This window comes from Streptomyces sp. NPDC127106 (genome assembly GCF_042677605.1).
Lineage (GTDB): Bacteria > Actinomycetota > Actinomycetes > Streptomycetales > Streptomycetaceae > Streptomyces.
On sequence record NZ_JBHXTC010000031.1, the window covers coordinates 1 to 9,358 of the forward strand.

Consider the following 9,358-nt stretch of genomic DNA (forward strand, 5'->3'; position numbering starts at 1 on the left):
CTGTTTATAAGCCCCACACCACCGAGATAAACCCTTGCATTGTCGGCGGCCGCGTCAGATGTGTAAACGAGACAGGGGGCATAAATGCCCCTAAAGGAATTGCCTTTCGGCAATTCCCGCAGGGAATTCCCCTTCGGGGAATTCGTGGGTGGTTTATGTCAACCCCCTTCGGGGGTTTTGTTGGGCGGGGTTGAATTGCCTTTCGGCAATTCTTGGTTGGGGGTTTTTGAAAGCCTTTCAGGCTTTCTTTTGATCCCGCGTTGCGGGATTTGATGGGGTGTTAGTTGTGGGGTGGGGGTCCGCCTGTCGGCGGGTGGGGTGGTGGGTGGTGTGGGCTCCTTCGGAGCCTTGGGGGTGTGGGGGTGTTTCGTTGTGTGGGTGTGGCTAGGGTCTGGGGTTTGGTGTCATGTGTGGTGGCTGGTTGGGGGGTTGTTGGGGGTGCCGGGTGGGGGGTGTGGGCCCCAGTCGGGGCCTGGGGGGTTGGGAGGGGGTGTGGGCGGGTGTCCGGGGGTGGGGCGGGGTGTGGGGTGGGAGGGTTCGGGTGGGGGTGTGGGCGGGTTTTCCTGAGGGGGTTTCAGCGCCCTTCCGGGCGTGGTGTCGGGGGCGGGCGCCCTTACGGGCGGCCGGGTTTATGGGGGCGGGGTGTGCGGGGGAATTCCGGGACGGCCTTACGGCCTAATTGGTGATGCTTCGAATTCCCTTGGAACATCCCGGGCGCGCTCCTCAGATATCTCGGGAGTGCGTCAGGGACGGACCGTCACCCTCTCCGAAACTGATGATGCGTCAGAGAATGCAGGAGAGGAATTCAGCCCGTCCGGGAAACGAGTAAAAACCACCCCGGAAAAGAAAAGGGAGGCCCTTCCGGGCCTCCCTCACACAACCACCACACCGGCTATCACACCGTCAAAACACCCCGCGCCCGCGCCACTTCCGCCAGCCGGCGGGCCCGGCTTACCCCCAGTAGACCGGCAGTCCCCGGGCCCGCGCCTCCTCGGCGAGCTCCCGCAGCTCCTCCAGCCGCTCCTGGATGTAGCCCGCCCTGCGCCCACAGTCGACGAAGCGGCCTTCGGTCGTCGCCGGGCGTCCGGCATCCACCGGCACCAACGCCAGCGCCACCAGCACCCTTCCCAGGAAGTCGTCAGCCTCCGCATCGCCCGCCAACTCGTCGTACCCAAGCACGCCCAGCACGCGGGCCGCGTTGGCGTTGGCCATGTTGATTTCTTCGGAAGCAACGTCAGCAAAGAAGGTGACAGACATTCGGGGACTCCATCCCTCTCGGATACGGCATCGGCGGGTGGCTCGCCGGGGGGAGCGGCGTTCCGGCCGCTCCCCCCGGGGTGCCGTCAGAGATCGGCGAGCGTCGCCAACACGGCGAGCACCTTGTCCCTGTCGAGCGGCAGGGTCTCCCCCTCGTCATCCGCTCCACCGGTCAGCAGCACGTGGCCGTGGTAGTTCTGGTAGGTCCGGCCGAAGCGCCGCGCGAGCAGCGTGGCCATCGGGTTGACCGGCTGGGTGTAGAGGCCGTTGTCGTCCAGCCACATGTCCAGCTGGTCGGTCAGGGCCACCACGTCCACCTGGTCGCAGCGCATCAGGGAGTACATGGCCGTCAGTCGGTCCCCGGAGTCGCTGGGCAGGTCGACCGGGATGACCTCGGCCTCAGGCGTGATGAGCAGGGCGGTCGGCGCGATCGTCATCGTGGCTCCATCTGTCGCAGTGTGAGTTTTCGGTGTTGGCCGGTTGCCACCCCGACCAACAAGAAAACTATACCACACTCTCATCACTCGCGAGGGAGCTACCGTTCGGCCCTAACGCGAAGTCGGGAACGGGGGCGCCGGAAGAAGTCCGCTGGCGGGATCGGTGAAATCGGCGGTGACGACTTCGACCGTGGGGGACACCCCGCGCCACTGGTAGCCGTGGTAACTGGTGTCGATGCCGATGTTCTCGCCCAAGGTCAGACCGGTCTCACGGTGGAAGCGGGCGTACTGCTCGCTGGGGCGGTGCTGGAAGGAGGGCCGGCCGCTGTACTGGAAGGGGGCGGACTGCTGCGGGATGATGAACGCACCATGCCGGGCGAGGGTGGCCGCGCGGTCAATGACGTGGAATTCGAATCGGTCGCCCCGGTAGCGGGGGCCGGACCCGTGGCGTTCGACTCGGGGGCCGAAGGGCGGGTTCGCGATGGCAGTGTCGAACTCGCCCAAGCCCAGCTTTTCGGTGTCCATGGTGAGCACGTCGGCAACGATCCACCGGGCCTCGGGCATGAGCTTGCGCCCCACGGTGACGTAGTCAGGGTTCTTCTCCACGCACACGATCTCGCGGGGCGGGAGTCCCTCCCACCGGCGGGTGTAGAGCTCGCGGGCGGCGTAGGCGAGTCGGCCGACACCGGCGCACAGGTCGATGATCCGGGTACCGACCACGTGGAACCGAAGGTCGGACGCGAGGCCCAGCGGGGTGAAGTGGGCGCCGTCGAGCTTGTTCGTGACGCTACTGGACTCCTGCCAGTGCTCGGCGACGGTGTCCTTCTCGTCCTCGGTGAGGTCGCGGGCGAGGGCGACGAGTCGGCGGGCCTCGCGGTGCGCCTTCTGCTCTTCGCGGGTCATGGTCACGACGGAGCTCCTCAAAGTCTGTGTGAATTCGGTTTGTGGTCGGCTGCCACCGCCGACTACGAAATAACTAGAACGACACAAAGACACTTCGCTCTGCGCCGCCGGTTCGTGGCGCGCTGCCCGCAACGGCCGGCCGAGCGAGGTAGCGCGGCCCCCTGCACGCAGACCGAGTAGAGGCAGCCGAGCAGGGCAGGGACGGAGGGGATCAGGCCGGAGCGGCTCCGGGGCGGGGCGAAGCGCCCGCGCCCCGGAGCCCCCCGATTCAGACCGTCAGACGCGGTGCGGCTACGTACTCCACACCCCACTCCGGCGGGATCAGCTCGCCGGTTGCCGCGTCCGTGCAGTAGACGCTGAAGATCTCCGAGGCGCTGAGCGGCTTGGCGTAGAACTCCACCAGCTTCCAGCCCATCACTTCGGAGGTCTCGTCCGCGAAGTTCGTGCGAATCACCGCGCCGCCGCCAACCATGGCGGCGAGGGTGAGCGCCATCATCGCTTCAAGAGCGTCGTCCGGGTCCAGGTCGCTCGTCTCGCCGTCGTTGTGAAACGGCACGGAGACCGAGAGAGTGGCGCCGTTCGCGGAAGCCGCGACGACGAGATGGTGACAGCCGTCCCCCACCGCATTGAGGAAGCCCAGCAACAGCGCAGCGGAGCGCTCAACCTCGTACGGGGTCCGGTCGTGCGACGTGATTGTCATGCCGATTCCTCTCGGTCTGCTTCCGGTTTTCTGGTCGGCTGCCACCACCGACCAACGAGACAACTATACCTCATATTCATCATTCTCGGGGGGCTTCGTGGATCTTTCCCGGAGGAATTTCCGCACGTGGGAGGCGCTGCGAACTCGCGGCGCCCCGCCCTCTACCGGGTGGGGCGCCGCATTCGCCGGTCAGTCCTCGCCGGGCAGGGAGATCGTGAGCACGGGCTCCATCTCGTCCCCGGGCCCGCACGTGGCCAGCAGCCAGGCCTGCTCGCTGTGGTGGCTCTCTCCGTCGCGGGGAACGCGGTAGAGCTCGACGGTGCAGGAAGTCCCGTCGTTCGAGCGCCTGATGGCGTAGTGGGTCATTCGGAGCACGTCCCAAAGGCGTCCCGACTCGTGCTGGAAGGTCTGCCGGTTGTCCTCGTCGGTCCAGGCCACGCAGTCGGCCCACGCGGCCGCGGTGAGGGCCACGGGGACCGTGAACCCGGCCTCGCGGGCGATGTCCTCGCCGACGGCGACCAGGACCCCGTCGGCGAGGGCGCTGGCGCGGCTGTACGCGTGGATGACTCCTCCGAAGAGGTCGGCCACGGAAACGGCCGGCTGCTCCGCCTCGGGGGTCGTGCCGCTGATGAGGGTCTTGTCGGTCATGCTCTGCCCTTTCGTGAGCGATGTCTTCGGCGGCGGCGGGGTGCCACTCCCCGCCGCCCGGGGCGGGGGGGGGGGCCGGGGGGGGGGGCCCCGCGGGGGGGGGGGGGGGGGGGGCCCCCCCCCCCCCCCCCCGGGGGGGGGGCGCCCGGGGGGGGCCCCCCCCCCGAGGGAGGGTCAGGCGTTGGCGGCCGACCGGGTGATGGACGCGCGGCGCACGTGGTGCACCACGCAGGCGTCCGCGTCCTCGGCGAACGGGTCGGTGAGGTGGTAGCGGGTGTCGGCGCTCCCGAGGTGGTCCGCACGTCCGCAGTAGAAGCAGTCGCACGGCCGAGCCAGGTAGAGGCCGTGGTGCTCGGGCTTGCTGCCCTGGTACAGGACCAGGTCGCCGGGCTCGACGAGGTCGAGGGTGCGGAGCAGGGTGTCGGACATGGGTGTCTCCTCACGGCTGTGCGTGGATTCGGTTTGTGATCGACTGCCACCGCCGACCAACAAGACAACTATAACACACTTCGATCACTTCCAGTGCCCTCATTAGCCCGCCCACCTGGGTGAATTGCCGCCCGCCCGTCTTCCGCCGGCAGCGAGGCTCGCCGGCGCTTCTCCCGTGGCCGGCACGGCTGGAGCATTCCGCGGCCGGCGCGCCGAGGGTGCGGAGGGAGGCCGACGCAGGAGCGGCCCAGCCCGGCACATCTGCCGACCGCAACGCGAGTGCGCCCCCACCGTGCGGCAGGGCACGGCGGGGGCGCAGCATGGCGGGGGAGGGCGTCTAGTCGGTCGTGACGCTGGCGGCTACGGCCGCGACGGCGGCGGCGGTATCGGCGGCCAGGTCGGGGGTGTGGGAGTCGTACAGGACGGTGAACTCGACGCCGTCCTCGTCGTAGGCGCAGGCGAGCCAACCGGCGTGATCGGTCAGCGGGTAGTCCACCTCGGCCTCGTGCCGGTCCTGGCCGGTGAGCAGGACCTCGCCGCCGTCGGGGGTGGGGACGGCGATCCAGGAGCAGCTGGAGCCCGGGTGCGCGCCGCTGGTGGCTTCGATGCCCGCCTCGGCCAGGACCCGCTGGAGGTACTCCCCTGCGGTGTCTTCCTCCGCGTAGCCGAAGTCGCGGCAGAACGCGTAGGCCAGGTCCGCGGCAGTGTCCGGGTCGGGGGCGTTGAACTCCTCGGCCCACCGGGTGAAGTCCTCCTCGCCGGTGGCCAGCAGCTCGACCTGGTCGGCGACGGTGCCCGCGACGACGGCCGCGATGAGCAGCTCCGTGCGGTCGACGTCGAGGGTCAGGCCGATGACGGTGTACGTCTGCGTTGCGGTGGCGGTCATGCGATCAGCCGGAAGCTCGCGGCGTCGACCGTCTGGGCGCCGAGGTCTCCGTGGAAGGCGGCGACGACGTAGGCGCCGTTGTCGCCCCCCCAGAGGGTTTCGGGGGTCTCGCCGTCCTCCTCGGCGCGCCACGGGAAGGCTTCCAGCACCGCGGCGGCCGCGTTCGCCTTGGCCTCCTCGTAATCCGCGCCCTCGGCGACGACCGCGAACGAATGGGCGAGATCCGAGACGTCGTACCAGTCTCCGATGATGGTGTATTTCACGGGTTTTCCTTTCGTCGAATTCGAGGGCCCCGGAATTCGGTTCCGGGGCCCGGGGGTGACCTGCGTTTAGCGGCGCGGGCCGGGGACGTCGCGGTGACGGCTGAAGTAGCGGTCGACGAGCATGAGCGCCTGGTCCTCGGTGAGGCCGAGCAGCGCTCCGCCGCGCGTGGACCCGGTGAAGACGGCCACGCCGCAGACCGGGTTGGGGTTGGTCTGGTAGGCGTGGAGGAGCTGGCGCGCGGGGGCGTTGGCGGGGAGGCCGAGCGGGACGGCCAGCTCGTCGGTCCACATGATCAGCTGGGTGGTCAGGTCGACGGATCGGACCTGGTCGGCGCCGAGTGCGTCCTGCGGGCAGGTGTCGGCGTCCCAGTCGAGCAGGCGGAATTCGCCGGTGGGCTCGACCCGCAGGGCGTAGCCGTTCTGGAGGAGGGTGGGCATGGGGGTCCCCTTTCCTGGGAGTTGGTTTTCGGTGCGGGTCGGCTGCCACCACCGACCCACGACATAACTATACCCACTACTCATCACTTTTGGAACGGTGCAGGCCGCTATTTCCCCTGTTCAGCGGCATGCCCGAGGGGCGCCGGCCGCCGCGCACGTGCCGCCGCCCCGTCCTGCGCTTCAGGGCGCCGTCGTCCAGGCGGCCAGGCGGCCGGCTGCGCGGGCCGGCGCTGGCCGCGGCAAAGGCTCCCCGGCCGGCCGTGGGCGCGCCGACCGCGTCCATGGGCCTGGAGGGGGCGCCCGGCTGCCACGGCCGGCGGGATGCACCTGGACGGCCGGGCACGACTGCGCCCCGGCGCGGCTGGTGGGCCGCGCCGGGGCGCGAGGAGATTCGGGGCTATGCGGTCAGGGTCCAGGGGCCGCTCAGTCGCGGCGGGCCCGGCTGGTGGGGGTTGAGGTCGACGACCACGTCACCGTCGTCCGTGTGGACGGTGAAGACCGTGGCCCAGGACGTGGGGTCGCGCTGGAGTGCCAGCGCCGCGAAGGCGGCGTGTACGGGCGTGTCGGCGTCGATCTCGACGTTCCAGCTGATGCTGTACTCCGGCATGTGCTTCGTGCCTTCCTGGACGCCCTCAGCGCCCATGTGCGGTCTTGGGGGGTCTAGGCGGCGAGGGTGAGTTCGACGTCGTCCAGGCTGCGCTCGTTGATGGTGACGCCGCTGACGGGGTCGAGGTCGTCGAGCCAGAGTTCCTCGTTCTCCGCGAGGTAGCCGTGGAGGGCGCTCGGGTTGTTGGCGATGTACGCGGGGAGACGGACCTCGGAGGTGAATTCGTAGGTGACCTCCTCGGTCACGGTCAGGGCGAGGCACACGGTCACTTCCAGGTCGTGACCCTCGGGCTCCGGCGCGTCGGCGTTGACCACGAGGCACAGCAGGGCCGCCGTGTCCTCGTACGGGTCGGCCTGCGCCTGGGCAGCGTCGGGGAGCCGACCAAACGGGGTGCCGAGGCGGTCGAGGTGGCGGAGGACCTGGAGCAGGGCCTGAGGGTCGCGCGGGTCGGTCCGGCCCCAGGCCGTGCGCAGTTCGGGGTCGGTGAGACCGGGGAGGGTGTCCACGTCGTCGAAGTCGAAGACGCACCGCGTGCCACCGCCGGCGGTGCGGAGGCTGTCGAGGTGGAGTTCGCCGGAGTGGGGGTCTCGGCGCAGCACCAGGTAGGCGGCGTTCGGGTCCATGTCGGCGAGGGTGGCGGTGAGGGTTCTGGTCAGGCCCTGGGCCTGGTCCTGGGCGGCTTCGAGGGCGTCCTGGCAGTCCTGAAGGGTGGTGTGCATCGTTCCTCCTGTGGGGTGTGTGGAGGGCCGGCGGTACGGGCCGGCCGTCGGCTGGGAACCCCTCCCCCGGCGCCGGGCCGGGGGAGGGGGCGGGTCAGGCGGGGAGAAGCTGGTTGCCGGTGCGCTGCCAGTACCCAGCGGGGGCGCGGTCCGCGCGGCACTCGTAGGTGCCGTAGGCGGTCACCGTGAACTCGTCGTCGCAGACCAGGATGCGGGCGTTCGGGATGAACTCCAGGGTCTTGCTGTCGGCGGGGAAGTCCCTGAAGTGCTGGAAGCGGTGGGGGGTGTTCAGGAACCAGTAAGTGTCGCCGCGTTCCAGGTCGGTGTAGCGGACGCTGACGGTGTCGCCGGGGTGGAGCTTGCGCCAGGTGCGGACGCCGAGGTCGGCGCAGATGTCCTTGACCCGCTCGTAGAGGACGTCGAAGGCGTCCGGGGCGATGCCCAGGGCGCGGTCGGTCTCGCCGCTGGGGCCGGTGAAGTGGACGGGGCCCCGGACGTCGAGGCCGTCGAAGCCGTAGCGGGCGGCGAGGTGCTGCGCCACGGTGTTGGGGGCTCCCTGGTCGCCGGGGTGGTAGTGCATGTCCGTTTCGGCGTCGAGCGGGACGGTGGTGTAGGTACCGGGGCCGGAGAAGAGGCCGGTGAGCTCCCACTCGACGTAGGGGTCCCCGAAGGACCACGCAACGAGGTGGTCGGGGTGGAGCGTGCCGAAGCAGCTGAATTCGTGCGGGTGGGTGAAGTCCAGGGGCATGCGGTTCTCCAGGGTGTGTGGGTTTCCGGTTTCGGTCGACTGCCACCGCCGACCACAAGACAACTATAGCATTCATTCATCACCATCGGGGGGTCTTCGGACCTGTTTTCGCTGCTCAGACCCCCGCGTTCGCCGCTCCCGCTACGCAGAACTGGCCCCGCCCGTAAACGGGCGGGGCCAGTCGGTTGTCGGCTTTCAGGCCGTCGGCGCGGCCGTGGTGGTCAGCTGGTGGAGCACTTCGAGCGGCTGCTCGGCTCGCGCCAGGCGGGCAAGGCGGGCGCGCTGCTCCCCGATGCCTCGGCAGCCGGCGAGCGGCTGCAGGGTGTCCGGGCGCAGCTGCGTGACGGCCTGGACGTAGGCGCGGCCGCCGAGGGCGACGACCGGCCGCGGGCCGGGCAGGATGCCGAGCTGGGCCGCCTGGCTGGCGAGCAGCTCGGCGGTGGCGGAGCCGGGCTGGCCCATTCGCAGGTCGTACGGGTAGAGCGGCTCGTCGAGGGTGACGAAGCCGTGCTGCGCGGAGAGGACGACGACGTCTCCGCTGACGCCGGCGAGTCGCTCGGCCGTCTGTCGGCACAGGAGGTGATAGCTGCCTGTGTAGAGGTCGCGGGCCGGTAGGGCTGTCCTGGTGGGCGCCTTGGCGCCGCTGCAGGGTACGACGATGACGGGCCCGAGCGGGCCGGGGGCCGTCGACCGGGGGGTCTCGCGTACGTCGAGGGCGGCGCCGGCGCTGCGGCTACTGTTCACGGGAACGAGGCCTTCGTGTTCGGCCGGCTGCCAGGGGTAGGGGTCACCGACGCGGCGGCGGGCCCAGGCCATCACGCGGCCGGTGGTGCGATCGACGACGTCCCATCCCGCGGCGGCGTATGCGCGCAGGTTGTCGTCCGTGTGGTCCGGTGCCTGGACAGCCCGGAGGTCGATCCGGACGACCGCCTGGGCCACGGCGTCGGCGAGGGTGGTGGCGCAGCGTACGACGGCTTCGCGGGACACCGGGGCGGTGCGGGGCATCAGTTGGTCGACGTGCCACTGCCGGCCGGTGCGGAAGGCTTCCAGGTGGGCGGCGGCGTGGCGGAAGCGGTGGACCGTGCTGTAGGCGCCGGCCCGGTAGACGACCCGGCGGCGGGGGCGGGGCAGCTGCTCGGCGGGGAGGGCGGTGGTGGACATGCGGGCACTCCTGGGGTCGGGCGCGCGGTGGCGCTTCGGGGCCGGTGTGGCAGGGGGCGCCGAGGGGGGGGGGGGGGCCCCCCGCGGGGGGGGCCCCCCCCCCCCCCCGCGGGGGGGGGGGTGGGGGGGGGCCGGACCAGCGGGGCCGACCCACCCCCCCCC

At 70.4% G+C, this 9,358-nt stretch carries 13 protein-coding genes; all 13 read right to left on the reverse strand.

All coding sequences use genetic code 11. From position 1 onward, the window contains the following. Positions 1-951: 951 nt before the first annotated feature. The 13 genes from ACFVGY_RS23755 to ACFVGY_RS23815 all read right to left on the reverse strand — a co-directional run bounded on the left by ACFVGY_RS23755 (position 952) and on the right by ACFVGY_RS23815 (position 9,196). On the reverse strand, positions 952-1,257 hold the full coding sequence (locus tag ACFVGY_RS23755; RefSeq protein ID WP_385680506.1) for a hypothetical protein: 306 nt from the start codon (positions 1,255-1,257) through the stop codon (positions 952-954). Between the two features lie 86 nt (positions 1,258-1,343). After that, positions 1,344-1,694 (reverse strand): DUF3846 domain-containing protein, encoded by a 351-nt coding sequence (locus ACFVGY_RS23760; protein ID WP_385680508.1) that lies wholly within the window; start codon positions 1,692-1,694, stop codon positions 1,344-1,346. A 111-nt stretch (positions 1,695-1,805) separates the two neighbouring features. Beyond that, positions 1,806-2,603, reverse strand: coding sequence for a methyltransferase (locus ACFVGY_RS23765; RefSeq protein WP_385680510.1), 798 nt, complete (start codon positions 2,601-2,603; stop codon positions 1,806-1,808). A 262-nt stretch (positions 2,604-2,865) separates the two neighbouring features. Beyond that, positions 2,866-3,297, reverse strand: coding sequence for a hypothetical protein (locus tag ACFVGY_RS23770; protein WP_385680512.1), 432 nt, complete (start codon positions 3,295-3,297; stop codon positions 2,866-2,868). 189 nt (positions 3,298-3,486) lie between these two features. Further along, positions 3,487-3,945, reverse strand: a complete 459-nt coding sequence (locus ACFVGY_RS23775; RefSeq protein ID WP_385680514.1) for a DUF6573 family protein — start codon at positions 3,943-3,945, stop codon at positions 3,487-3,489. A gap of 174 nt (positions 3,946-4,119) precedes the next feature. Further along, a complete protein-coding gene (locus ACFVGY_RS23780) occupies positions 4,120-4,374 on the reverse strand; it encodes a hypothetical protein (RefSeq protein ID WP_385680516.1) in 255 nt (84 codons plus the stop codon). Positions 4,375-4,711: 337 nt separating this feature from the next. Further along, positions 4,712-5,260: a hypothetical protein gene (locus ACFVGY_RS23785; protein WP_385680518.1), complete on the reverse strand. Its 549-nt coding sequence runs from the start codon at positions 5,258-5,260 to the stop codon at positions 4,712-4,714. Further along, positions 5,257-5,523 carry a hypothetical protein gene (locus ACFVGY_RS23790; RefSeq protein ID WP_385680520.1) on the reverse strand — a complete coding sequence of 89 codons (267 nt, stop codon included), beginning with the start codon at positions 5,521-5,523 and terminating at the stop codon, positions 5,257-5,259. The genes ACFVGY_RS23785 and ACFVGY_RS23790 overlap by 4 nt, the downstream gene beginning before the upstream one ends. A gap of 66 nt (positions 5,524-5,589) precedes the next feature. Further along, positions 5,590-5,961, reverse strand: coding sequence for a DUF3846 domain-containing protein (locus ACFVGY_RS23795; RefSeq protein ID WP_385680522.1), 372 nt, complete (start codon positions 5,959-5,961; stop codon positions 5,590-5,592). 397 nt (positions 5,962-6,358) lie between these two features. Continuing rightward, positions 6,359-6,568, reverse strand: coding sequence for a hypothetical protein (locus tag ACFVGY_RS23800; RefSeq protein WP_041134957.1), 210 nt, complete (start codon positions 6,566-6,568; stop codon positions 6,359-6,361). A 53-nt stretch (positions 6,569-6,621) separates the two neighbouring features. Then, positions 6,622-7,287: a hypothetical protein gene (locus ACFVGY_RS23805; RefSeq protein WP_385680524.1), complete on the reverse strand. Its 666-nt coding sequence runs from the start codon at positions 7,285-7,287 to the stop codon at positions 6,622-6,624. Positions 7,288-7,381: 94 nt separating this feature from the next. Then, entirely contained in the window at positions 7,382-8,035 is a 654-nt protein-coding gene (locus ACFVGY_RS23810) for a hypothetical protein (protein ID WP_385680526.1), read from the reverse strand. A gap of 195 nt (positions 8,036-8,230) precedes the next feature. Beyond that, entirely contained in the window at positions 8,231-9,196 is a 966-nt protein-coding gene (locus tag ACFVGY_RS23815) for a DUF6884 domain-containing protein (protein WP_385680528.1), read from the reverse strand. Between the last annotated feature and the right edge of the window lie 162 nt (positions 9,197-9,358).